Genomic DNA, 23,348 nt, shown 5'->3' with positions numbered 1-23,348 from the left:
TCCCGCATGCGGGCCGCTCCGGCCGGTGTGAGGGTGCAGAGGTGACCACGACCACCACCCAGGCCGACCGGGCGGCGGCCGCGCCGCCCGTGCTCGACGCCCGGCAGCGGAACGTCGTCTTCGGGACAATCATGCTCGGGGTGCTGCTGGCCGCCCTGGACCAGACGATCGTCGGCACGGCGCTGCCCACGATCGTCGCGGACCTGGGCGGGGGCGCGCACATGTCGTGGGTGGTCACCTCGTATCTGCTCGCGGAGACCGTCGCGACCGTGCTCGTGGGCAAGTTCGGCGATCTCTTCGGCCGCAAGGTGATCTTCCAGATCTCGGCGGTCGTCTTCATCACCGGGTCCTTCCTGTGCGGCCTGGCCACCAACATGACGCTGCTCATCGTCTGGCGGGCTCTCCAGGGCATCGGCGCCGGCGGACTGATGGTGACCTCGATGGCGCTGATCGCGGACGTCATCCCACTGCGCGACCGGGGCAAGTACCAGGGCGCCATCGGTGCGGTCTTCGGTGTCTCCACCGTGATCGGGCCGCTGCTCGGCGGGCTGTTCACCGACCATCTGACATGGCGCTGGGCGTTCTACGTCAACGTCCCCCTGGCGATCCTCGTGGTGATCGCCGCGGCCCGGTCCATCCCGACGGTCCGGTCGGCGGGCCGCCCGGTCATCGACTATCCCGGCATCGCGCTGGTCACGGCCGGCGCCTGTGCCCTGATCCTCGCCACCAGCTGGGGCGGCAACGAGTACGCGTGGGGCTCACCGGTCATCGTCGGGCTGTTCGCGGGCGGACTGCTGGCGCTTGCCCTGTTCTGCCTGGCGGAGACCCGGGCGGCGGAACCGATGCTCCCCATGCGACTGTTCCGCGATCCGGTGTTCACCGTCTGCTCGGTGCTGAGCTTCATCGTGGGCTTCGCGATGCTCGGCGCGATGATCTTCCTGCCGACGTACCTCCAGTACGTCGACGGGGACTCGGCGACCGTCTCCGGCGTACGCACGCTGCCCATGGTCGTCGGCCTGCTGATCGCCTCCGTCCTCAGCGGCACCGTGGTCAGCAGGACCGGCCGGTACCGGATCTTCCCCATCGTCGGTGCGCTGGTGATGACGGCCGGGCTCTTCCTGCTCTCGCTGATGGACGCGGACACCGGCGTGTGGCTCGAATCGCTGTACATGTTCGTGCTCGGCACCGGCATCGGTCTGTGCATGCAGGTGCTCACCATCGCCGTCCAGAACACCGTCGACTACGCCGATCTGGGTACGGCCACCTCGGGCGTGACCTTCTTCCGTACCCTCGGCAGCTCCTTCGGGACGGCCGTCTTCGGCACCCTCTACGCCAACTCGCTGGAGCCGAACCTGCGCGAGGGGGTCGGGGAGGCGGCGCGGGTCGCCGGCGCGGCGGACCCGTCGGTCCTCGCCGCGGCGGCCCGGAGCCCGGCGGGGCTGCACGCGCTGCCGGCCGAGCAGGCCGCGCCCCTCATCCAGGCGTACGCCGACACCCTGCACACCGTCTTCCTGTGGACGGTGCCGGTGGCGGTGGCCGGGTTCGTGGTGGCGCTGTTCCTCAAGCAGGTGGAGCTGCGCGACTCGGCGCGGGCGACCGCGTCGGACATGGGTGAGGGGTTCTCCGCGCCCGTCGCCACCGCCGACTCCGCGAAGCTGCTGGAACTGTCGATCGCCAAGCTGATGCGCCGGATCGGTCCGGACACCGCCCGCCGGGTGGTCGGGGAGTCCGACACCCGCCTCGACCCCGCGGGGGCGTGGGCCGTGATGCAGGTGGAGGTGTTCACCCGCATGGTGGGGCACGCGAGCCTGCGCCTGATCGCCGCCCGGCACCGGATCCCGCCGGAAGTGCTGGTGCCGGTCTTCGACCGGATGATCGAGGAGGGGTTCGTCACGGGCGACGGCCACCTGTTCTCGCTCGCCCCGGGCGGGACGCGGGAGGCCCGGGTGATCACGGAGGCGTGGGGCCGGTGGCTGCGGAAGCACATCGAGCGGGAGGGCGGCCGCCCGAGCGGGCCGGAGCTGCGGGCGGCGACGGACGCGATCGCCAAGCGGATGCTGGCCGAGGATCTGGCCCGGGGGCTGGTCGGTTCGGCCGGGGCGCCCGCTCGGGTGCCCTCCGGATGACGCGGCGGCGGGAGCCGGGCGGCAGACGGCCGGGTCCCGTCAGAGGAACGTACCGTCCACGTAGACCCAGGCTCCGTCCACCTTCTCGAAACGGCTGCGCTCGTGGAGCGAGCCGGGCTCGCCGCCCTGGGTGTAGCGGGCGACGAAGGTGACCGTGCCCGTGGTGTGGAACAGCGTGCCGTCGGTGGTGCCGGCGATCTCCAGCCCCGCCCAGCGCGTACCGGGGTCGAAGTCGACGCTCGCGGGGCGGGTGGCGGGCGCCCAGGTGCGCAGGAGGTACGGCTCGTCCCGGACCACGAAGGCGCTGTAGCGCGAGCGCATCAGCGCTTCGGCGGTCGGGGCGGTCTCCCGGCCGGAGTGGAACCGGCCGCAGCACGCGGCGTAGGTGCCGCCGGCGCCGCAGGGGCAGGGCGAGCCGGCGCGGACGGAGACCGGCTCGGGGCGTGCGGAACGGCGGTTGGCGCGTCGGGGCATGTCCCCATTCTGCCTGCCGGCGAGGGGTGCGCCCGCCGCCGCGTCCGCCCGCCGGACGGGGACCCGACGGGCGGATGCGGCGGCGGGCGGGCGCGGGACGCGATCGAGCCATTGTGGGATGTGGCCCGCCCAGTGGTTCCGGGGCCGGACGGGGCCGCCCTATGCTCCTGCGCCTGACGTGACAGTTACCGCGGGTAAAGGGGTGGGGCCATGCACCGTACCGGCACGACGCGACGCACCTTCATGGCGGGAGCCGCCGCTGTCACCGGCGCGGTCGGCACGGCCGCCGCCACCACCACCGCCTCGGCGGCGCCCTCGGTACGGGGCGACGGACCGGGCGGCTCCGTCGCGGTTCTCGGCGGCGGTGTCGCCGGGCTCACGGCCGCGCACGAGCTCGCCGAGCGCGGATTCCGGGTCACCCTGTACGAGCGCCGGGCGCTCGGCGGCAAGGCCCGCAGCATGGACGTGCCCGGCAGCGCGAGGGGCGGCCGCAGACCGCTGCCCGCCGAGCACGGTTTCCGCTTCATCCCGGGCATCTACCACAACCTGCCGGACACGATGCGGCGCATCCCCTTCCCGGGCAACGCGGACGGGGTGTTCGGCAACCTCGTGGCGCCCCCCGAGATGATGTTCGCCCGCACCGGTCGCGAGGACATCCGGATGCCCATCCCCTGGCCCGGCCACAAGCCGGCCCGGCTCACGTTGGACGAGATCCGCCGGGCCCTGACGGCGGTCCTCGAAACGGCCCTGAACCTTCCGTTCCACGAGACCGCGTACTTCGTCAACCGCGCCCTGGTCTTCCTGACGAGCTGCGACGAGCGGCGCGACGAGGTGTGGGAGAGGACGCCCTGGTGGGAGTTCGTACGAGCCGCCCGCATGTCCGAGGACTACCGGCGGATCCTCGCCATCGGTGTCACCCGCAACATCGTGGCCACCAAGGCCGAGGAGGCCAGCACCCGCACGGTCGGCACGCTCGGCGAGGCGTTCGTCTTCAACGCTCTGGGGCGTGGTGCCGACGGACCGCCCGACCGGATCCTGAACGCTCCCACCAACGAGGCGTGGATCGACCCCTGGGTGGCGCATCTGCGGACGCTCGGCGTGGAGTTCCGGGTCGGCTGGTCCGTCCACGAGGTGCTGTACGGCGAGGGACGGGTCAGCGGGGCGCTGGTCGAGGATCCGGGCGGGGTCCGCCGGACGGTGACGGCCGACCACTACGTCTGCGCGCTGCCCGTGGAGCACGCCCGGCGGACCTGGGGGCCGGCCCTGCGGGCGGCGGACCCCCAGCTCGCGCGGTGCGACCTGCTCCGCACGGACTGGATGACCGGCATCCAGTTCTATCTGACGGAGCGCCCGCCGCTGGTGCGGGGCCATCTCAACTGCATCGACTCGCCGTGGTCGCTGACCGCGATCGCCCAGGCCGGGCACTGGCCGGGCCGCGACTTCGCGGCGGAGTACGGCGACGGCGCCGTGCGCGACTGCCTGTCGGTGGACATCTCGGAATGGGACAGGCCCGGCATCCTCTACGGGAGGACGGCGAAGCAGTGCACCCGCGAGCAGGTGGCCCGTGAGGTGTGGGCCCAGCTCAAGGCGGCGCTCAACGACACCGGCGCCCCCGCCCTCAAGGACACCGCGCTGCACTCCTGGTTCCTGGATCCGGGGGTGGACGGCCTCGGCACCCCGCACCCGACCAACGAGGACGAGCTGCTCATCCACCCGGTCGGTTCGTTCCACCACCGCCCCTCGGCGGCGACGACGGTTCCCAATCTCTTCCTGGCGGGGGACTACATCGCCGTGGACATCGACCTGGCGACCATGGAGGGCGCCAACGCCTCGGCCCGTCAGGCCGTCAACGCCCTGCTGGAGCGGACCGGTTCGCAGCAGCCCCGCTGCACGGTGCGGCCGCTGTTCCGCGCCCCGGAGATCGAGGCGCTGAAGCGGCACGACCGCACCCGCTACCGGCTGGGCCTGCGCAACGCGCTCGACGTGGGGTGACACCCGGCCCGCCTTGTGGTGGCGCCGTTCGCAGGGCGGGCCCGGACCACCCGAACGCCCGCCGCCCGGCCCCCGCGGCTCACGTAGCGTACGGACCATGAAGCTTACGATTCTGGGCGGCGGCGGGTTCCGGGTGCCGCTGGTGTACGGGGCGTTGCTCGGCGACCACGCGGAGGGCCGGGTCACCGGGGTCACCCTGTACGACACGGACGCGGGACGGCTCGGGGCGATCGCCGGGGTGCTGGCCGAGCAGGCGGCGGGGGTGGCGGACGCTCCGGTGGTGAGGGCCACCACCGATCTCGACGAGGCGCTGCGCGGGGCGGACTTCGTGTTCTCGGCCATCCGGGTCGGCGGACTCGCCGGGCGGGCGGCCGACGAGCGGGTGGCGCTGGCCGAAGGGGTACTGGGGCAGGAGACGGTGGGCGCCGGGGGCATCGCGTACGGGCTGCGCACGGTCCCGGTCGCCGTCGCCCTCGCCCGCCGGATCGCGGAGCTCGCGCCGGACGCCTGGGTCATCAACTTCACCAACCCGGCAGGTCTGGTCACCGAGGCCATGGCGCGGGTGCTGGGTGAGCGGGTGGTCGGCATCTGCGACTCACCCGTCGGCCTGGGGCGCCGGGTGGCGCGGCTGCTGGGCGCGGACCCGGACGAGGCGTGGATCGACTACGTCGGGCTCAACCATCTCGGCTGGCTGCGCGGGCTGCGGGTGGCCGGGCGGGACGAGCTGCCCCGGCTGCTGGCGGACACCGGGGCGCTGGGCTCCTTCGAGGAGGGCAGGCTCTTCGGTCCGGAGTGGCTGCGCTCACTGGGCGCGATCCCCAACGAGTACCTGCACTACTACTACTTCAACCGGGAAGCGGTCCAGGCGTACCGGCAGGCGAAGCAGACGCGCGGTGCGTACCTGCGTGAGCAGCAGGCGGGTTTCTACGCGGACGCGGTGCGCTCCGGCGGCTCCGCGCTGGCCGCCTGGCGGCGCACGCTGGCGGACCGGGAGGCCACCTACATGGCGGCGAACCGGGAGGCGGCGGGCGCCGGGGAGCGCGACGAGGACGACCTGGAGCCGGGCGGCTACGAGAAGGTCGCCCTCGCGCTGATGCGGGCCGTCGCGCGGGACGAACGCACCACCCTGATCCTCAACGTCCGCAACGGCGCGACGCTTTCGGTGCTCGACGCGGACGCGGTGGTCGAGGTGCCCTGCGTCGTCGACGCGAACGGCGCCCATCCGGTGTCGGTGGCACCTCTGCCGTACCACGCGGTGGGTCTGGTGACGGCGGTCAAGGCGGTCGAGCGGGAGGTCATGGCGGCGGCCGCGAGCGGGTCGCGTGCCGCGGCCGTGAAGGCGTTCGCCCTGCACCCGCTGGTCGATTCCGTGTCGGTGGCGCGGCGGCTCCTCGACGGGTACGTCGCCGAGCATCCCGGCCTGGCCTACCTCGCCCGGCACTGACGCGGGACCGCGAGTGGCCGGGACCGCCGTCTTTACGGCACATATGACGCGTCGTACGCTCCGGCCCCATGGTTGCTCATGGCGCACGCCTGCGAAGAACCACCGCGCTGCTCGGTGCGGTGTCCCTGCTCGCCGCGGGTCTCCTGGGGGCCGGGCCGGCCACGGCCCGGGAGGATGCCCCCGTGACCGCGCGGGCCACCGTCGTACCGGTGCGGACGACCGGCCCGGCCGACCGGCGGTTCAATCTCGTCGTGCTCGGCGACGGCTACACGGCCGGACAGCTGCCACGGTTCAGGGCGGACGTCGACAAGCACCTGAACGTGCTGTGGAGCATCGAGCCGTTCGCCTCCTACCGCTCATACATCAATGTGTGGGCCGTCGAGACGGCGTCGCCCGAGTCGGGGGTCGACTGCGACCCCGCCCTGGACGCGCCGCGCCGTGACACGCCCCTGGGCATGGGCTTCTGGGGCGGGTGCGACGCCGGCAGCGTGCAGCGTCTGCTGACGGTGGACAGCCGGGCGGCGAACGCGCTGGCCGACCTCGTGCCCGGCGCCACCGCCGCCAACCGGCAGATCGTCGCCCTCGCCAACAGCGACACCTACGGCGGGGCGGGCGGCACCTACGCCACCGCGTCGGGCGGCAACGCGCTGTCCTCCCTGATCACCCCGCACGAGATCGGCCACTCGCTGGGCGGGCTCCAGGACGAGTACGACTACTACGGACGCGGTGTGCCGGGCGGTGCCCACCAGGGCGGTGAGCCCTCGTCCGCCCACCACACCGTCCTCACCGAACGGCAGATGGCCCGGCAGCGGGCCAAGTGGTGGCGGTGGCTGGGCGAGAGGAGCGAGTCGGGCGGCGTGATCGGCCGGCACGAGGGCGGCCTGTACAGCACGAAGGGGGTGTGGCGGCCGAGCAGGCACTCGATCATGAAGACGCTCGGGTACGCCTTCGACCAGGTGGGGCGCGAAGTGATGGTCCAGGCGATCTCGGCCAGGGTGAACCTGGTGCAGGGGCACGCGCCGAACGCGCAGCCGATCGGCGACGACCGGACGGTGTGGGTCGACACGCTGCACCCGGGCGGCGGTGGGCTGGATGTCGTGTGGCGCCTCGACGGACGTCCGCTGCGCTCCGGGGGTGCCCGGACGGTCGATCTGCGGAGGCTGGAGCTGACGCCCGGGGTGCATACGCTGACCGCCACCGTCAGCGACCCGACGCCGTTCGTCCGCGACCCGGCCGTACGCGGTTCGGCGGCCCTGACCCGTACCGTCGAGTGGAGCGTCGACACGGCGGTGGTCACCCGAGCGACGCCCGTGACGCCGGAGTTCACCGGCCACACCGGCACGACCGCCGCGGTGGGCGCCGGCTCGGTGGTGTACGCCGACACCTCGCACCCGGTCGACCGGACGCTCGCCGTCCAATGGCACCTGGACGGGCGGCCGGTGTCGGTCCCGGGCAACGACCGTGACCTGGACCTGTCCGCGCTGCGGCTGCGTCCGGGGACGCACACGCTCACCGCGCGGATCGACGGTACGGAGCGGGAACTGCGCTGGACGGTGGACGCGACACCGGCCTCGGCGTCGTACGAGCTGTCCGAGCCGCTGCGGACGGTGATGCGGCCGGGGCGACCCGTCGAGTACGTCTACGACGGGGAGTTCACGATGAGGCTGACGGCCCGTGACGACCAGGACGGGTACGTCGTGAGCCAGTTCCGGGTCGACGGCGACGGCTGGTACACGTACTACGGCTGGCCGACCGACGCGGACGCCCCGTTCCGGTTCTCGCCGGGCGGGACGGTCCTCGACGGCCTGGTGTACGGAAAGCTGGGCACGTCCCGTGCGGTGCCCTGGGACGACGCCACCGCGGACTTCGGTACGCACACCGTCGAGTACCGCACGATCGACGCGGCGGGGAACACCGGCGCGGCGAAGAGCTTCCTCGTCACGCTGGTGCCCCCGGCGGGGAGCCGGGGGCCGTCCGCGAGGTAGCGCGGCTCTCCGCCGGGAGGGCGGGCCCCGGGCGCGGGGCCGGCCGTTCGCTACGGCTTGCGGGCGACGCCGGCCCAGCCGGGGATCGGGGCGTCCCCCGCGACCGGCACGGCCTCGCCGAGCTCCGGATGCCATTGCGCCGTCAGGGAGACCCCGGGCTCCACGAGCTCCAGGCCGTCGAAGAACCGCGTGAGCTCCGCCCGTGTGCGCGGCCGCAGGGTGAGGCCGCGCTCCCGGTACATGGCGCGGGCCTTGGCCGCGCCCTCCGGGTCGAAGTCACCGGTGACGTGGGACAGCACGAGGTAGCTGCCCGACGGCAGCTGCTCGACGAGGCGGCCCAGCAGTTCGTAGGCCCCGTCCTCGTCGTCCACGAAGTGGAGCAGGGCGAGGAGGGAGAGGGCGATCGGCCGCTCGAAGTCGAGGACCTTGCCCGCCCGTTCGAGGATCGCCTCGGGGTCGCGGGCGTCGGCCTGGATGTACTCGGTGGCGCCCTCCGGGGTGGAGCGCAGCAGCGCCTCGGCGTGGGCGAGGACGATCGGGTCGTTGTCGCAGTAGACGATCCGCGACTCGGGGGCGACCTGCTGGGCGATCTGGTGGAGGTTGGGCTCGGTCGGTATGCCGGTGCCGATGTCGAGGTACTGGCGGACCCCGTTGGCGCCGAGCCAGCGGATGGCCCGGTGCATGAAGGCCCGGTTGACCCTGGCCATGTCGCGTCCGCGCGCGTCCAGGGTGAGGAGCTGGCGGGCCATCTCCTCGTCGACCGGGTAGTTGTCCTTGCCGCCGAGGAACCAGTCGTACATCCGGGCCGGATGCGGCTTGCTGGTGTCGATCCGCACGGCGGAGGGTTCTTGCCCGGTCATATGACGCTCCAGTGGTCGGCTGGTCCGGTCGGTAACTGTCGTACTGACCTACGGGGTTGGCAGGTCAGAGAATCATAGGATCCGTTCGTCCGCGTCGGTTCAGGTGAGCAGGAAGTCCGCGTGCCCCGACTTCGCGCCCTGGATGAACGCGGCGATCTCGCCATGGGTGTAGATGAGCGCGGGGCCTTCGGGGTCGGCGGACTGGCGCACCGCGACCCTGCCGTCGGCCAGCTTCATGGCCTCGACGCAGTTGCCCCCGTTGCCACCGCTCCACGGCTTGTGCCACCCCTCGGCGCCGAGGTCGGCGGCGGGCATGCCGTTGTATATGGGATCCATTCACAGCTCCTTGCGGAGACCGGCGAGGATCTCCTTCGTACGTTGTGCGGTGGCGGCCTGCGCCGCCATGCGGTCCATGACCTCGAGGTGCGAGGACACCTCGGGACGCGCGTCGAGGTACACGGCGCCGGTCAGGTACTCGCTGTAGACCATGTCCGGCAGTTCGGGCATGGCGAACCGGAAGAGCACGAAGGGCCCGTACGTGCCGGGGTGGTGGCCGGACGAGAACTCGGCGATCTGCAGGGTGACGTGGGGCAGGGAGGCCGCCTCGATGAGCCGGTCGAGCTGCTCGCGCATGACGGCCGGGCCGCTGCCGACGGGGCGGCGCAGCACCGTCTCGTCCATGATGACCCAGAACTTGGGCGCGTCCGGCCGGCGGAGCAGGGACTGCCGTTCCATGCGCAGCGCCACATGGCGTTCGATGTCCTCGGGCCTGGTCGCGCCGACGGCTCCCGAGCGCATCACCGCCCGGGCGTACTCCTCGGTCTGGAGCAGCCCGGGGACGAACTGCGGCTCGTAGGCCCGGATGAGGCTGGCCGCCCCCTCCAGGCTGACGTACATGCTGAACCAGCCCGGCAGTACGTCGTGGAAGCGCTGCCACCAGCCGGGCTGGTTGGCGTCCTCCGCCAGCCGGACGAACGCGTCGGCCTCGTCGGCGGCGACCCCGTACTCCTTGAGGAGCAGCTGCACATAGGGGATCTTGAGCGCGACCTCAGCGGTCTCCATCCTGCGGATCGTGGCCGGGGCCACGCGGAGCACCTTCGCGGCCTCCTCCCGCTTCAGGCCGGCCCGCTCCCGCAGATCCTGCAGACGTTTGCCGAGTACGACCTGTCCCACCGTGGGGGCGGACCGCGGCTCGCTCACTTCAGACCTCCCCACGCGCTTTTTTCATGAGTGTGCCATGCGAAGACCAGAGAGAACACCGCACTCTGCAATTTTCAGAGTGGCACTTGCCAAGTGTCCGCGGCGGGAGGAAAGTATTCCGGTGAACCAGTTCACGCGCTGCCGCGCCCTGCAGGGGAGAGGCGACGTCCGGCGCTGCTTCCCCACGTAAGGAATCGGTCGTGGCACCTGGTAATGCGCTCAGCCCCCAGCTCGTGGCCCGGCGACCGCAGACAGCCGATGTCCGCCGTTTCGCCTTCGAGTTGCCCGCCAGGGCCGAATCGGCCGCCAGGGCGAGACATCTCATGGGCCGGCGACTCGCCCTCTGGGGGATCGACGAGGACGTCCGGGACACGGTCGAGCTGATCGTCTCGGAGCTCGTGACCAATGCGGTGGTGCACACCGCGAGCAGCCGGGTCGTCTGCGAACTGCGGGACGGCGGCGAGCAGTTGCGCATAGCCGTCCAGGACGAGGGGTGCCCCGCGCTGGGGCCCGGGCTGCGGCACGTCGCCGCCGACGAGTGCGGGCGGGGACTCATGATCGTGGACGCGCTGAGCAGCGCGTGGGGAGCGCATGACGCCCGGCACGGGGTGGGGCGCATCGTCTGGGCCGAGCTGGCCCTCGACCCGGCGGATCCGTGCTGAGGTCCATGGCCACGCTGCTGTCCGCGCGTGGCCGCCGGGCCCCGTACACGGACCCGGGCGAGGTGCGGCTGGCGCTGCCGCCGTCGCTGCCGGCCACGCTGGGCCGCGACGCGGTGGGGGTGCCGGCGCGGCACGGGCTCCGGCTGATGTCGCGGCTGCCGGGCAACGGGTGCGTCTTCGCCGACACCGACTGGTGGTGGTGGATCGTGCCGGCCGGCTCCGACGCGGATCTGCGCTGGCCGCTGCCGTCCTGCTACGCGGTGGACGCGCAGGTTCCGGGCCGCCGTCCACGGCTGATCCACCGGCCGGACACCACGTCTCCGTACACCCCTCCCATCCCGCTCTACCTCATGATCTGCCAGCTCACCGGGGTCGCCCCCGCCTGGTCGGTGTACGGGGTCGAGAGCAGCCTCTGAGCCCGGCCGGCAGCCGGCCGCCTCCTTCCGCCACCCGCTCCCCCGCAGACCGCCCGCCCCCGCGCCCGTGACATCCGTCGCGGGCGTCGCCCGTGCCGTCCCGCCTCCCTCGGGCCGGTACGGCGGGCGGGAGCGGTCGCCCGCGGTCGCGCGAGGAGCACGTCACGCACGGTGAGCGGCCGCGGGGAAGGCCCGGCCGCCGACGCCGTCCTGGTGACGGCCTTCCCGTACCGCGCACCGCTTCCCGCGCCCGTCCCCCCGGGCCGCCCCTCGCCCCTCGCGGGGGTGACAAGGGTTTTCCCCGTATCGGCTTCATCTCGCCGTTCCCTACTGTCTGCCGAACCGGCGGTTCTCATCCTCTGACTCTTCACTGTCAGGTGCATGTAACCCATGAGCTCCACCGGTGACGGTCCCCGCACGGGGTCCGTCGCGCCGGCGGCGGCGCATGGGCGCACCCGGCCCAGGGGACCGCGGACTGCCACCCCCACGGCGTGACCGCGGTCCCCGCTCCGCCCGCCCGCGCTCTGCACCGTCAGCTGCTCCGGGAGTCGCCGGAGCCGCCCTGAAAGGGAACACCTTGAACGGTTCCAGGCGGAGACTCATATCCGTCGTGGCGGCGAGCGCCACCCTCATCGGCGTCGCGGCCACCTCATCGGTGGCACTCGCCGCCCAGCCGGACCCCGCGCCGAAGGCGACCGCCCCCGCCTCGCAGTCCATGACCACACAGCCGAGCGCGCCCGTCGACAAGGTCATCGTGACCTACACGTCACGTGCCGAGGAGGCCACTTCGAACGCGGCGGCCACGAAGGACGCCGCGGCCAAGGGCAGCGAGACGGGTGAGCGGCTGTCCTTCGAGCGCCGCCTCGCCAACGGCTCGGCGCTGGTCGACCTGGGCGCCGACACCACGAAGCAGGACGCGGCCGAGGTCATGGCCGCCTTCCGCGCCGACCCGGCCGTCGCCTCGGTGGAGCCCGACATCCGCGCCTACGCGATGGCGGTCACCCCCGACGACACCGAATACGCCAAGCAGTGGGACCTCTTCGAGGCCACCGGCGGCATGAACGTGCCCGCGGCCTGGGACACCACCACCGGGTCCGGCGTCACCGTCGCGGTCATCGACACCGGCCAGACGACCCACACCGACCTGAGCGCCAACACCGTCGCCGGTTACGACTTCATCTCCGCGTCCGCCGACGCGCGCGACGGCAACGGCCGGGACGCCAACCCCAAGGACGAGGGCGACTGGAACGCCACCGACGGCGAGTGCGGCACCGGCTCACGGGCGAGCAACTCCTCGTGGCACGGCACGCACGTCGCGGGGACCATCGCCGCGACGACCCACAACAGCAAGGGTGTCGCGGGCGTCGCGTACGGGGCGAAGGTCCAGCACGTGCGTGTGCTCGGCAAGTGCGGCGGCTCCTCCTCGGACATCGCCGACGCGATCACCTGGGCCTCCGGCGGCACCGTCCCGGGCGTCCCGGCGAACCCCACCCCCGCCAAGGTCATCAACATGAGCCTGGGCGGCGCGAGCGCGACCTGCCCGACCGTGTACCGCAACGCCATCGACGGAGCCGTCGCGCGCGGCACCACGGTCGTGGTCGCGGCCGGGAACAGCAACGCCAACGCTTCCGGCTCCACGCCCGCCAACTGCGGCAACGTCATCAACGTGGCGTCCACCACCCGTGAGGGCAACCGTTCGTACTACTCGAACTTCGGCTCCGTCGTCGACGTCTCGGCCCCCGGCGGCGAGACCCGCCGCGCCACCGACACGCCGGGCACCATCACCACGCCCCAGAACGGCATCCTCTCCACGCTGAACTCCGGCACCACCACGCAGTCGGCGGAGAACTACCAGCCGTACCAGGGCACCTCGATGGCCGCCCCGCACATCGCCGGTCTCGCCGCCCTGGTCAAGGCGGCCAAGCCCGCGCTGACCCCGGCCGAGATCGAGAGCGCCATCAAGGCCAACGCCCGTCCGCTGCCCGGCAGCTGCTCGGGCGGCTGCGGCGCGGGCATCGCCGACGCGGCGAAGACGGTGAACGCCGTCTCCGGCACTCCCACCACGCCCGGCACGGGCACCACGTTCACCAACGCCACGAACGTGACGATCTCGGACAACGCCACCGTGACGTCCCCGATCGCCGTCACCGGCCGGACCGGCAACGCCCCGGCCGCCCTCAAGGCGGACGTGGACATCAAGCACACCTGGCGCGGCGATGTCGTCGTCGACCTGGTCGCCCCGGACGGGACCGCGTACCGGCTGAAGGGCTCCAGCAGCAACGACTCGGCCGACAACGTGCTCGCCACCTACACGGTCGACGCGTCCGCGGAGGTGGCGAACGGGACCTGGAAGCTTCAGGTCCAGGACGTGGCCTCGGGTGACACCGGCTACATCGACTCCTGGAGTCTCACCTTCTGATCACCCGGCGGGATCTGCATCCTCGCTGGTCAGAAGCGTGTCAGGGGCGTGTCAGCGGCACTTCGCCGCGGGCACGCCCCGCGGTGCTCCCGTCCACATGCCGGACAAGGGGCATGGACTGCGGCGGCCGGGTTCGTATTCTCTGGTCGCGGGCAGGGGGCCCGTGCACGGGGAGGGTGGTGGTGCGGGTGAGGTCGACGCCGAGCGGCGCCCCCACGCCGGCCGGGCAGCCTCCGCGAACGGGCCGGCCGGCCCGGAACGGACAGCCGCCGCGAACGGGACGGCCCTCCCCGGCACCCGGTGAACGTCCCACGGGACGGTACCCGGCCGCCGGGCGCACCGCCTCGCCCGGGCGCCCCGGGTCCGGACGGACCGCGCCGGCCGGAGGCGAGGCTCCGGTCGGACGCGACGAACTCCTCTCACGCCTCGAAGGGGTGCTGCACGGCCGCGGCCGTGCCGTGCTGACCGGCCCGGCGGGCGTGGGCAAGACCGAAGTGGCCCGGGCGGCGGCCGCACGGGCCACCGCCCGTGGTGAGACCGTGCTGTGGCTCGCCCCGCAGCCCGCAGACCAGGACATGGCGGGGGCCGCCGCCGCGGCCCTCGTCGCCTCGGTGCCCGCCTACGCGCTCGACGGGCTGCCCGGCCCCCAGCGCGCCTCCGTCGCCGTGCTGTGCCGTGAGGCCACGGCGCCCGAGACCGGCTGGGACCCGGTGGCCCTGCGCCTGGGCATCGCCCGGATCCTGCGCACCCTGGCCGACCGGGGGCCCGTGCTGCTCATCGTCGACGACGCCCAGCGCATCGACGCCGACAGCGCCGACCTGCTGCGCTTCGCACTCCACCTGGCCCCGACGTCCCTGCGCGCCCTGGCCGTCGAGACGCCCGCGCCCGGCGGCCCCGAGCACCTGAGGGCGGTCGGCGCGGTACGGGGAGCGCACGCGGCGGCCACGCCGGGCGCCTCCCCCGACACCGGTGCCACCCTCGACACGGGCACCACGGGCGCCTCCCCCGACACCGGCGGGATCCTCGACCCGGGCACCTCCCCCGGCCGTCACGGCCGCGTCGAACCGGCCGGCGGCACCGGCGCCGCCCACGCCTCCCTGTGGGTACCGTCCGAGGCCGACGTCCTGCTCGTACCGCCCCTGCACGCCGACGAGATCGCCGAACTCCTCCACCACCACCGGCTGCCGTCCCGGATGGCCGGGCGCATCCACCGGGCCAGCGGCGGCAACCCGCGCCTGGCGCTCGCGGTCGGCCGGTCCATCGCCGACGCCCGGACGCCGGTGCGCCACACCGAGGCGCTGCCGCTGTCCGGCCGCGCCCGCGATCTCGCGCGCCGCATGCTCGCCCCCGCCTCCCCGGCCGTGCGCGCCGCCCTGCTCCTCGCCGCCCTGGCCCTGCGTCCGACGACCGGGCTGATCCGCCGGGCGGGACGACCTGCCGCCGAGGCGGAACTGGCCGCGGCGGAGCGCGCCGGTCTCGTGTCGCTCGCGGAGGACGGGACGGTCGCGTTCACCGCGGGTCTGCTGCCCTCCACGCTGGTCCACGACGCCTCCTGGACCGAGCGGGGCGAAGGGCACGCCGCACTCGCCCGGGTGGTCGACGACGCCGTCGAGGAGGTGCGGCACCGCGCGCTCGCCACCGACGTGCCCGACGAGGGCCTGGCGGCCGAGGTCGCCGGGGCCGCGGACACCGCACGCCGCCGCGGCAACAGCGCCCTCGCCGCCGAACTGGCGCTGCTCGCTGCCGAGACGACCCCCGCCCACCTCGGCCGGGTACGGCTGGACCGGCTGGTGGACGCCGCCGAGGAGGCGGCCCGGGCCGCGCGCGCGGACCTCGCGATGCGCGCCGCGGCCGATCTCCTCGCCCGGGACGCGGCCCCGGCCGACCGGGTCCGCGTCCGGCTCGCGGTGCTGGACACCGCCGGGCAGGGCCTGACCGACCTGGACGAGATCTATGTGAACGCCCTGGAGGACTCCGAGGGCGACCCGGCGCTGCGGGCCGGGGTGCTGCTGCGGCTCGCGGTGAAGTACGTCCTGGCGGACGGCGATCCGGTGCGCTCGCGGGTCGCCGCGGTCGAGTCCGCCGAGCTGGCGGCGTCCGTGGGCGACCGCCACACGCAGACCCAGGCGCTGACGGTCCAGGCCCGTATGGACCGGGTGCTCGGGTCGCCGGAGGCCGAGCGCACGCTGGAGCGGGCCCGCGCCCTCGAAATGACCGACCGCCCGCTGGGCATCCGCAACGCCGCCCAGATCCTGACCATCCGTCACGCGCTCTTCGACGACCGCCTCGCCGACGCCCGCGACCAGCTCTACAGCCTGCTTCCGCTGGTGGAGCGGCGCGGGTCCGTCGAGGACGCCATCGAACTGTTCCGTACGCTCGCCGAGGTGGAGGCCCGTCGGGGGCAGTGCGCGGCAGCCCTGTCGCACGCCGGGCGGTCGCTCGCCCTGACGCTGGAGGCGGGCCTGTCGCCCGGGCCCGCCTGGTACGCGCTGGCGCTCGCCGAGACCGCGGGCGGCAGCTTCACGCGTGCCGCCGGCTATGCCCGTCGCAGCGTCCAGGCGTCGGAGGAGGAGGGGGACCGGGTCTTCCTCTCCCGCAGCCTGTACGCGCTGGGCCGGGTCCAGTTGGTCACCGGGGACGTGGCGAACGCGCTGGAGACGCTGCTGCGGGTGCGGGACGGCGAGAGCGCCCAGTGCACCGTCGATCCGTCCATGCTGCGCTGGCACGAGGAGCTGGCCGAGGCACTGCTCGCGAACGACGCCCTGGCCGAGGCCGAGGCGCTGCTGGCCGATGTGGGGCCGGTCGCCGAACGCCTCGGCAGCGCCACGGTGCTGCTCGGCTGCGACCGTGCCTACGCCCTCTGCCTGGCCGCCGGCGGCAGGCCCGAGGAGGCGGTCGGTCTGCTCGTGGAGACCGCCGAGCAATTCGCCTCGCGCGGGCTGGTGCTGGAGCAGGGCCGGTGCCTGGTGGCCCTGGCCCGGGTCGAGCGCCGGCGCCGCAGACGGTCGGCCGCCCAGCAGGCGTTGCAGGCGGCGGCCGCGGTGTTCGAGCGGGCGGGGGCCGTCCCCTGGCTCGATCTGGCCGCGGAGAGCCCGGCCCGTGCCGACGCCGTTCCCGCCGCCGGCGGGGCGCTGTCCCGGCTCACCGAGGCGGAGCTGCACCTGGCCCGGCTCGTGGGGCAGGGCGCGAGCAACCAGGAGGCGGCCGCCCGGCTGTATCTCAGCGTGAAGACGGTCGAGTCCCGGCTGACGCGCATCTACCAGAAGCTCGACGTCCGCTCCCGCGCACAGCTCGCGACGGCCCTCACCACGTCGTCGCCGCCCGTACGGTGACCTCGCACCGGACACGGGCCGGGCGGCGGGGCGGCGGGGAAGGCACGCCCCGACCACGTCGACGTCGCGCCCGGCGGCTACGACGTGCCCGTCACGCTCGGGGGCGGGCCGGGCGCCACAGGCCCCCGGCGCTCTGCGCGGGACCGTCCGCGACGGGGATCCCGAAGTCCGGAGTGCCGTCGGCCTTCCAGCCCAGGCGCTGGATCCGGGTGTGCCGGTTGGGGTCGTTCAGGGGGTCGCCGCCGATCTCCTTGTACTGGCGGGCGTGGTAGACGAGGACGTCGGTGCGGCCGTCCTCCGCCACGGTGAAGGAGTTGTGGCCGGGCCCGTACTGCTTGGTGGCGTCGTTGCTGGTGAAGACGGGTGTCGGGGACTTGGTCCAGGAGGCCGGGTCCATCAGGTCGCTCCGGGTGTCGGCGGTGAGCAGGCCCATGCAGTAGTTGCTGTCGGTGGCGCTCGCCGAGTACGTCATGAAGACCCGGCCGTTGCGCTGGATGACCGAGGCGCCCTCGTTGACCTTGAAGCCGACGCACTCCCAGTCGTACTCCGGTGTGGTGAGCCGGATCTGGGGCCCGGTGAGGGTCCAGGGGTTCGCCATCCGGGACAGGAAGACACCGGTGTTGTTGTCCATGCCGGGTTCGTGCTGCGCCCAGGCCAGGTAGCGGCTGCCGCCGTGGGTGAAGGTGGTGGCGTCGAGCGAGAAGGTGTCCCAGGCGGTGGTGATGCTGCCCTTCTCGGTCCAGGTGCCCTTGAAGGGGTCCCGGCCGGGGTTCGCCAGCACCCACATCCGGATCTTCCACACGTCCTCGGCGGGCGCCGCGGCGAAGTAGACGTACCACGTGCCGTCGATGTGGTGGATCTCCGGAGCCCAGATGTGGGCGCCCATCTCGCCGCTGGTGTGCTTCTTCCAGATCACCGACTCGGCGGCCCCGGTGAGGCCGCGCAGGGTGCGGGAGCGGCGCAGGACGATCCGGTCGTACTCGGGTGCGGTGGCGGTGAAGTAGTAGTGACCGTCCGTGTGCCGGTGGATGTGCGGATCGGCGCGGTGCGGGACGAGGGGGTTGGCGTACCGGGCGGCGGCGCGGGCCGCGGCCCCGCCGGAGGCGGCGTGGGCGACGCCGGGCGCTGCCGTGAGTGCGCCTGCGGCGAGAGCGCCCTGCAGCAGGAGTCGGCGGCTGGGCAGGTCATTGCGGCTCATGCGGACTGCCTTTCGGGACGGGAGCGGGGAAGGGGACCGGGGTGGTCGAGGCCGGGTCCGGGGTGGACGCCGGCGCGGGCGCGGGCGCCGGGCTCAGGGCACGCCGCAGCAGCGGGACGGCCGCGAGGCCGAGGACGGAGACCGCCAGAAGGAACATCAGGCCGGTCAGTGCGGTGCCGGTGGAGTCGACGACGGCCGCGATGCCCAAGGGGCCGAAGCCGCCCCCGAGGTTGCCGATCGCGTTGACCGCGGCGATTCCGGTGGCAGCCGCCGCGCCGGTGAGGAAGCGCGGGATGAGGGTCCAGAAGGCCGGCTGGGCGGCGTAACCGCCGACGGCGGCGGCGCACAGACCGGCCATCCGCAGGAGGGGCGAGTCGGCCAGAGCGGTGACGGTGAAGCCCACGACGGTCAGGCCGAGCATCGCCGCGATCCAGGTGTACGGGGTGTCCCGGCGCGCCACCAGACGCGGGACGGCGACGAGTCCGGCGGCCACGCAGACGTACGGTACGGCCGAGACGAGGCCCACTTCGGTGTGGGTCAGGTCGCCGAAGCCGTCGATGAGGGTGGGCAGCCAGAACGACAGGCCGTAGGTGGAGAGCGGAAAGACGAGGAAGAACAGCGCTGCCGTCAGCACCCGCCGGTCGCCGAGCACGGCCCGCGCGCGATGCGGCTGCTCCCCCGCCCGGGCCCGGTCGGCGGCCAGTTCCGCCAGCAGCCACCGCCGTTCGTCGGGCGCGAGCCAGCGGGCCTGCTCGGGACCTCGGGGCAGCAGGCAGAGCACCAGGGGCGCCGCCAGGACGGCGGGGATGCCGGTGACGACGAACACCCACTGCCAGCCGGCCATCCCCCCTGTGCCGTCGAGGTCCATCAGCAGGCCCATGAGGGGGTTGCCGAGGATGAAGGAGACCGGCGCGGCGAGCATGAACGCGCCGATGGCGCGGCCCCGGTGGCTGCCCGGGAACCACTGGGAGAGGTAGTACAGGACCCCGGGGAAGAAGCCGGCCTCGGCGGCGCCCAGCGCGAACCGGGCGAGATAGAACTGCCAGGTGGTGTGCGCCAGGGCGGTGGCGACCGTGACGACACCCCAGGTGAGCAGGATCCGCGCGATCCAGCGGTGGGCGCCGACGCGGTGGAGCATCAGGTTGCTGGGCACTTCGAAGATCGCGTACGCGGTGAAGAAGAAGACCTGGCCGAGGGTGAACGCCGTCGCGCCGACTCCCAGTTCCGCCTGGAGTTCCAGCTTGGCGAAGCCCACGTTGGAGCGGTCGATGTAGGCGATGACGTACAGGAGGCCCAGGAACGGCAGGATCCGCCGGGCCGTCCTGCCCAGGACTCTGGTCTCCACAGGGCCTCCCCGCCTCCTCTTGTTCGTCATACCGAACAGCATCTGCGATGTCGAACGGCGAAACGGTAAGGGTGTGTTACGGAGAGGTCAACGGGTCGGGAGAGGTTTGCGGGTGGTTTCTCGGAGCCCGCGCGGCATCTCCCCAGGCCGGGCTCTTCCGGGGGTCGGCCGCGGGTCCGGAAACGCCGCGGATCAAGATGCCGGGTGCCGGTGCCGGAACCGGAACCGTTCCACCGGCCGGAACCGTTCCACCGGCCGGGCCCGGGGCGCCCCGGGGCCCCCGCCCCGGCGCTCCGGGTCACCCCTCAGCCGTGGACGTCCCCGCAGCAGCCGTCCCGCCGCATCATCCGGCCCACCCGGAGCCAGTCCGTCGTGTCGTCGCCCCGCCCGGGCGCGGGGAGGACCGGGCGTGCGGGCGGCGTGAACGCCGCGACCAGGTCCGCCTGTTCGTAGGGCACGCCGCCCCTGAGCACCGACACCGTCCGTACGAGCGTGTCGAAGTCCGTGAACGGATCGCCGTCCACCACCGTCAGGTCGGCGACCTTGCCGACCTCCACCGTGCCGAGCTCGTGCTCCACCCCGAAGAGCCGGGCCGGCAGAGCCGTCGCCGTGCGCAGCGCCTCGGCGGGGCTGAAGCCGCCGCGGTGCAGCGCCCGCAGGCCCAGGTGGAGGGAGAGGCCCACCGGAACGATCGGCGCGTCCGTGCCGAGCGCCACCACGCCCCCCGCCGCCAGCACCTTCCGGTACACGTCCGTCTCCGTGCGCAGGGTCGCCAGCTGGGCCCGCGTCGGCGGCTGGGCGGCCATCCGGCGCACCGACGCGGCGTCCCAGGGCGGCATGACGGACGTGACCCGCGGGTCCTCGGCGAGCCGGGGATCGGCGCCGGTCAGGGACATCGCGGTGAACGGCGTCGCGATCAGCGAGAAGCCGGCACCCCGGGCCGTGTAGATCTCCATGACGTCCTGGTACGCCCGGCCGCTCGCCGTCGTGGCGTGCCCGGCCTCCAGACGCTGCGTGGCCTGGAGGTGGGACGTCAGGTCCTGCCCCGTCAGCACTCCGGGGGAGCAGAAGTGGCTTCCCGCCCGTACGCCCAGGCGCTCATGGGCGAACCGCGCCGCCTCCTCCATCAGCCAGCCCGGGGCGCGCACATAGGTCTTGACGAAGTCCCAGTCGAGCGCCACCCCCCGTTCCAGGGACCGCCGCAGCCCTTCCCGGGTGCGATGGGCCCGGCCCATGCTGTACGCGACCCGGGCGCCGTCCAGCAGTTCCCCGCTCGTCAGCAGCCTGGGGCCGGCCAGCGCCCCGGCGGCCACGGCCTCCCGGACACGGGCCTGTTCGTACGCGAACCCGCCCAGTGACACGGCCGTCGTGATGCCGTAGGCCAGCTGGGCGACGGTCTGCCGTCCTCCGTAGGTGCTCTGCCAGGGGTGGGTGTGGGCGTCCCACAGCCCGGGGATCACGGTGCGCCCCGAGGCGTCGACGCGGCGCGCGGCGGGTACGGCGCGCCGGGGCCGGTGTGGTTCGACGGCGGCGACCCGCCCGCCGCTCACGACCACGTCCACGTCCTCGCGCACGGACCCGTCACCGCCCGTGCCGTCCCAGAACCGCCCCGCGTGCACCACCGTCCCGGCCGGCCGGGGCCGCCGGTGGTCGAGCGGCACACGTACGGTACGGGCTCTCCCGCCCGCCACCGCCACGAGCCGCAGCCGGTCGCCGGAGAGGTAGAGCAGCGTCCGTGAATCACCGGACCAGGACGGGTGGTCCGCGGCCTCGTCGGTGAGACGGCGGGGCGGACCCTCGGGAACCCCGTCGGGCGCCACGGGCAGCACCCACAACGCGGATTCGACGATCACTGCCATCCACCGGCCGTCCGGTGACCAGACCGGACCGGAGTCGTAGCGGTCCGAGAGCGAGACGTGCGGCGCGACGGCGTGCAGCCGGGCTTCGCCCGTCGCGCCGTCCACCACCCGGATGAGGTTGTAGCCCTCGCGAAAGCGCCGGTTGAGCCTGTTGCGGTCGCACAGGGCGATGAACCTGCCGTCGGGTGACCAGCTCGGCCGCCCCGGCAGTCCTCCTCCGCCGAGCGGTTCCACAAGCGCGCGTTCCGTGCCCGTGGCCGGGTTGCACACGATCAGACGGCCCGTCAGGTCGAGGCAGGCCAGCTTCGTCCCGTCCGGTGAGAGCGCCGGGTGGACCCGCCCGCCCGTCGCCAGGGCGCTCTCCTCACCGGTGCGGACATCATGGCGGTACACGCCCATCAGCCCGTCCCGGTCGTCCGCGTAGAGGAGGGAACGCCCGTCCCGTGCCCACACCGGGCCCAGCAGGTAGCGGGTCGGCCCGGCCGTGACCAGCCGGCGGGGCGGACGGCCCCCCGTGGTGTCCGCCAGCCACAGCGCGTCGAGCGCGGCGAACGCGACACGCCGGCCGTCCGGGGCCAGGGCGGGCAGGTGGATGCCGCGCACGGGACGGGCGCGACCGGCGCCCAGGTCGTACTCCTTGACCCGGTACCGCGGCCGGTCCAGCCGCAGCGCCCCCTGGAAGGCGAGGGCCCGCGCCCCTCCCGGCGCCTCGGGGCGTACGAGTGTGAAGCGGCCGCCGACCGTCAGCAGGAGCTCACCCGTCGCCGTCCAGCGCGGCGGGACGGGTTCGACGTCGCCGTCGAGCGGAACCGCCGCTCCGTCCACGACCAGGGTGCAGGAGCCCTGCGGCGGCGCCGTGACCCGCAGGTGGGCCAGGTGCCTGCCGTCCGGTGACGGCGCCGGCGTCATCAGCTGCGCGGCGTCCGTGCCGGTGTGCTCCACGCGCACCGCTCCCCGGCCGTCCGCCCGGACGGAGGCGATGGTCCGCGCCTCCAGGGCCGAACCGGTGGCCGTGGTCACGGCCCTTCCACGGACGAAGACGATCCGTTCGCCGTCCGCCGACCAGGCGGGATCGAAGTCCTCCCACGGGCCCTCCTGCACCGGCCCTTCCTGCCCGGGCAGCCCCGTGACCTGCTTCAGGTGCCCCGTGCGCAGGTCCAGCGTCCATACGCGGTACGCGCTGCCCGCCACCGGGTCCCCGCCGCGCTCCGACGCGAACGCGATCCGGCCGCCGTCCGGCGACCAGGCCGGAGACCGGTCGTCCCAGGGGCCGTCGGTGCGCCGGCGCAGCCCGGTGCCGTCCGGCCGAAGGGTCCACACATGGAAGGCGCCGTCCCGGTAGGCGCAGACGGCGATCGACGAGCCGTCCGGCGAGAAGACCGGGCGGGTCGGCTCAAGGCCGGGCAGGGGCAGCCGTACCGCCTCCCCTCCCCCTCCCGGCAGTGACCACAGGATGTGCTGGACCTCGGCGACGAGCAGGTCACCGGAGGGCGCGAGGGTCGCCGAACCGTTGGTGACGGCGGTGAAGGACAACCGGACAGCGGCTCTTCCGGAGACCTCTGCCGCTCCCGCCGCACCGGCCGCTCCCGCCGCACCGGCGAATCCGGTGGCGGCGACTCCGGCAGCGGCGAGGAACCGGCGCCGCGAGAGCCTCGACGCCGTGTCCTCCCGGTCCGCGGCAGCTGCTTCCCGACCCTCCACCACGCCTCCTGGGATCGTCTTCCGCCACCGGCGGGAGGCGGAGTGCCCGATCGTCCAGGTACCCGCGGCAGGTGGCAACAGCGCCGCTTCGGCCAGCCGACGACACCGCCCGAACGGCCCAGTGATCGCCTCGGGAGCGGCCGCGCGCGACGGGGCCGGGGAATCGGTCGGCCCGGTCGACCCGCGCGGTGGTCGGGAACCGCCCGCGGCGCCCTGCGCGGAGCGGAGCCGTGGGCCGCCGGGGAGAAGCGGACGTACCCGGCGAACTCCCGTGGCATGTGAGGCAGGAGAGACAGGGCAAGCACCTGGGGGGGGGACGGGTGGCCCGCGCCGCG

Annotated in this window: 14 protein-coding genes and 1 pseudogene; 8 read left to right on the top strand and 7 right to left on the bottom strand. The window is 73.7% G+C overall.

Annotated elements, in window-relative coordinates; genetic code table 11:
• The first annotated feature begins 41 nt into the window (after positions 1 to 41).
• Positions 42 to 2,126, top strand: coding sequence for an MDR family MFS transporter (locus PUR26_RS16415; protein WP_443077086.1), 2,085 nt, complete (start codon positions 42 to 44; stop codon positions 2,124 to 2,126).
• Between the two features lie 39 nt (positions 2,127 to 2,165).
• On the opposite strand, the gene PUR26_RS16410 is transcribed toward PUR26_RS16415, so the two are convergent.
• The gene (locus PUR26_RS16410; RefSeq protein WP_329873113.1) at positions 2,166 to 2,600 is read right to left on the bottom strand and encodes a YchJ family protein; all 435 of its coding nucleotides are present in this window, start codon (positions 2,598 to 2,600) and stop codon (positions 2,166 to 2,168) included.
• 210 nt (positions 2,601 to 2,810) lie between these two features.
• On the opposite strand from PUR26_RS16410, the gene PUR26_RS16405 reads away from it, so the two are divergent.
• From PUR26_RS16405 to PUR26_RS16395, 3 genes are all read left to right on the top strand, one after another.
• The gene (locus PUR26_RS16405) at positions 2,811 to 4,592 is read left to right on the top strand and encodes a hydroxysqualene dehydroxylase (protein WP_329873112.1); all 1,782 of its coding nucleotides are present in this window, start codon (positions 2,811 to 2,813) and stop codon (positions 4,590 to 4,592) included.
• 97 nt (positions 4,593 to 4,689) lie between these two features.
• Positions 4,690 to 6,036, top strand: coding sequence for a 6-phospho-beta-glucosidase (locus PUR26_RS16400; RefSeq protein ID WP_329873111.1), 1,347 nt, complete (start codon positions 4,690 to 4,692; stop codon positions 6,034 to 6,036).
• Positions 6,037 to 6,104: 68 nt separating this feature from the next.
• Positions 6,105 to 8,021: a M64 family metallopeptidase gene (locus PUR26_RS16395; protein ID WP_329873110.1), complete on the top strand. Its 1,917-nt coding sequence runs from the start codon at positions 6,105 to 6,107 to the stop codon at positions 8,019 to 8,021.
• A 50-nt stretch (positions 8,022 to 8,071) separates the two neighbouring features.
• Here the strand turns inward: PUR26_RS16395 and PUR26_RS16390 are convergent, their stop codons facing one another.
• From PUR26_RS16390 to PUR26_RS16380, 3 genes are all read right to left on the bottom strand, one after another.
• Positions 8,072 to 8,881, bottom strand: coding sequence for an SAM-dependent methyltransferase (locus PUR26_RS16390; RefSeq protein WP_329873109.1), 810 nt, complete (start codon positions 8,879 to 8,881; stop codon positions 8,072 to 8,074).
• A gap of 99 nt (positions 8,882 to 8,980) precedes the next feature.
• Positions 8,981 to 9,217, bottom strand: a complete 237-nt coding sequence (locus tag PUR26_RS16385; RefSeq protein ID WP_329873108.1) for a DUF397 domain-containing protein — start codon at positions 9,215 to 9,217, stop codon at positions 8,981 to 8,983.
• Positions 9,218 to 10,081, bottom strand: a complete 864-nt coding sequence (locus PUR26_RS16380) for a helix-turn-helix domain-containing protein (protein ID WP_329873107.1) — start codon at positions 10,079 to 10,081, stop codon at positions 9,218 to 9,220.
• Between the two features lie 200 nt (positions 10,082 to 10,281).
• On the opposite strand from PUR26_RS16380, the gene PUR26_RS16375 reads away from it, so the two are divergent.
• The 4 genes and pseudogenes from PUR26_RS16375 to PUR26_RS16360 all read left to right on the top strand — a co-directional run.
• Positions 10,282 to 10,743: an ATP-binding protein gene (locus PUR26_RS16375; protein WP_329873106.1), complete on the top strand. Its 462-nt coding sequence runs from the start codon at positions 10,282 to 10,284 to the stop codon at positions 10,741 to 10,743.
• Positions 10,744 to 10,748: 5 nt separating this feature from the next.
• On the top strand, positions 10,749 to 11,159 hold the full coding sequence (locus PUR26_RS16370) for a hypothetical protein (RefSeq protein ID WP_329873105.1): 411 nt from the start codon (positions 10,749 to 10,751) through the stop codon (positions 11,157 to 11,159).
• Between the two features lie 715 nt (positions 11,160 to 11,874).
• A complete protein-coding gene (locus tag PUR26_RS16365) occupies positions 11,875 to 13,578 on the top strand; it encodes a S8 family serine peptidase (protein ID WP_329873226.1) in 1,704 nt (567 codons plus the stop codon).
• 395 nt (positions 13,579 to 13,973) lie between these two features.
• Positions 13,974 to 16,910: pseudogene (locus PUR26_RS16360) on the top strand (AAA family ATPase); the annotation flags it as partial.
• 91 nt (positions 16,911 to 17,001) lie between these two features.
• Here the strand turns inward: PUR26_RS16360 and PUR26_RS16355 are convergent.
• From PUR26_RS16355 to PUR26_RS16345, 3 genes are all read right to left on the bottom strand, one after another.
• Positions 17,002 to 18,108, bottom strand: coding sequence for a glycoside hydrolase family 43 protein (locus PUR26_RS16355; protein WP_329873104.1), 1,107 nt, complete (start codon positions 18,106 to 18,108; stop codon positions 17,002 to 17,004).
• Entirely contained in the window at positions 18,095 to 19,453 is a 1,359-nt protein-coding gene (locus PUR26_RS16350; RefSeq protein WP_329873103.1) for an MFS transporter, read from the bottom strand. Before PUR26_RS16350 ends, PUR26_RS16355 begins: the two co-directional genes overlap by 14 nt.
• 305 nt (positions 19,454 to 19,758) lie before the next feature.
• A complete protein-coding gene (locus PUR26_RS16345) occupies positions 19,759 to 23,013 on the bottom strand; it encodes an amidohydrolase family protein (protein ID WP_443077092.1) in 3,255 nt (1,084 codons plus the stop codon).
• Positions 23,014 to 23,348: the final 335 nt, after the last annotated feature.

The organism is Streptomyces sp. SP18CS02, assembly GCF_036322365.1.
Classification (GTDB): domain Bacteria; phylum Actinomycetota; class Actinomycetes; order Streptomycetales; family Streptomycetaceae; genus Streptomyces.
This window is presented reverse-complemented; position numbering and strand designations above follow the sequence as displayed.

Bases quoted from the DNA above. Each gene is read 5' to 3' on its own strand.
- PUR26_RS16355 (WP_329873104.1), bottom strand. From the start codon at position 18,108: ATGAGCCGCAATGACCTGCCCAGCCGCCGACTCCTGCTGCAGGGCGCT.
- PUR26_RS16400 (WP_329873111.1), top strand. From the start codon at position 4,690: ATGAAGCTTACGATTCTGGGCGGCGGCGGGTTCCGGGTGCCGCTGGTG.
- PUR26_RS16370 (WP_329873105.1), top strand. From the start codon at position 10,749: ATGGCCACGCTGCTGTCCGCGCGTGGCCGCCGGGCCCCGTACACGGAC.
- PUR26_RS16390 (WP_329873109.1), bottom strand. From the start codon at position 8,881: ATGACCGGGCAAGAACCCTCCGCCGTGCGGATCGACACCAGCAAGCCG.
- PUR26_RS16385 (WP_329873108.1), bottom strand. From the start codon at position 9,217: ATGGATCCCATATACAACGGCATGCCCGCCGCCGACCTCGGCGCCGAG.
- PUR26_RS16365 (WP_329873226.1), top strand. From the start codon at position 11,875: ATGACCACACAGCCGAGCGCGCCCGTCGACAAGGTCATCGTGACCTAC.
- PUR26_RS16410 (WP_329873113.1), bottom strand. From the start codon at position 2,600: ATGCCCCGACGCGCCAACCGCCGTTCCGCACGCCCCGAGCCGGTCTCC.
- PUR26_RS16395 (WP_329873110.1), top strand. From the start codon at position 6,105: ATGGTTGCTCATGGCGCACGCCTGCGAAGAACCACCGCGCTGCTCGGT.
- PUR26_RS16405 (WP_329873112.1), top strand. From the start codon at position 2,811: ATGCACCGTACCGGCACGACGCGACGCACCTTCATGGCGGGAGCCGCC.